This window comes from Roseovarius halophilus (ex Wu et al. 2025), assembly GCF_047086965.1.
Genome location: NZ_JBKOTX010000480.1, coordinates 1 through 1,176 on the forward strand (window position 1 = coordinate 1; position 1,176 = coordinate 1,176).

Sequence of the window (1,176 nt, forward strand, 5' to 3'; positions counted from 1 at the left end):
GGCAGCCGGTTTACCTGCCCGTCCTGCGGTGCAGCGGATCAGCCGGTCCACGACACGCGGCGGCGCAGCTGGGAACACCTGCGGTTCTTCGAGCACAAGGCGATCATCCATGCCGCCATCCCGCGTGTCGCCTGCCGCGAGTGCAGCAAGACCCGGCAGGTGACGGTGCCCTGGGCGCGTAGCGGCTCGGGCTTCACGCAGCTCTTCGATGCCTTCGTGATCGCGCTGGTGCGCGCGATGCCGGTGAGTGCCGTGGCCGAGCTGTTGGACGTGGGCGACGACCGCATCTGGCGCGTCGTGACGCATTACGTCGAGGCCGCACGGGCCGAGGAGGATTTCGAGGCTGTCACCGCCGTCGGGATCGACGAGACCGCCGCCCGGCGCGGACACGCCTACATCACCCTTGTCCATGATCTCGACGCCCGGCGTCTGCTCTTTGCCTGCGAGGGGCGCGACCAGGGCACCGTGGCCAGCTTCGTCGAGGATCTCGAGGCACATGGCGGCGATGTGAGCAGGATCACTGCCGCCTGCATCGACATGAGCCGGTCCTACATCGCGGGGGTGGGCAAGCATCTGCCCGAGGCGGCGGTCACCTTCGATCGCTTCCATGTCGTCAAGCTCGCCAACGAGGCGCTGGACGAGGTCCGGCGCGCCGAAGTGCGGACGGAACCCGCCCTCAAGCGGTCGCGCTGGATGTGGCTGAAGGACAAGCATCACTGGACGAAGACGCAGATCGCGCAGCACCACGACCTGTCGCGCCGCAAGCTCAAGACCGCGCGGGCGTTCCGGATGAAGGAAGAGTTGCGGGACATCTTCGCCCAAGCCGACAGCAAGGCCGAGGCGGCGGATCTGCTGACCGCGTGGCTGGCATGGGCGAAGCGATCCCGCCTGCCACCGTTCCGCAAGCTCGCCAGAACGCTTCAAGCGCATTGGGACGGGATCCTGAACGGGTTCGACAGCCGGCTGACCAATGGCGGTGTCGAAGCCATCAACGGCCTGATCCAGGCGGCCAAGGCCCGCGCCCGCGGCTATCGCACGACACGGAACTTCATCAACATGGCCTACCTCGTCGCCGGCCGGCTTACGCACCTGCCAGCATCACCCTACGATACAACATCTGGTGCGGTCGTCCGGTAACCGGAAATGCAACCCACCCACACAAAACGCGAAGAAGCC

1 protein-coding gene is annotated in these 1,176 nt (G+C 66.7%); it reads left to right on the forward strand.

The features are described from left to right. On the forward strand, nt 1-1,137 hold a 1,137-nt coding region (locus ACH107_RS32960; protein WP_412509803.1), incomplete at its 5' end, for an ISL3 family transposase. Nucleotides 1,138-1,176: the final 39 nt, after the last annotated feature.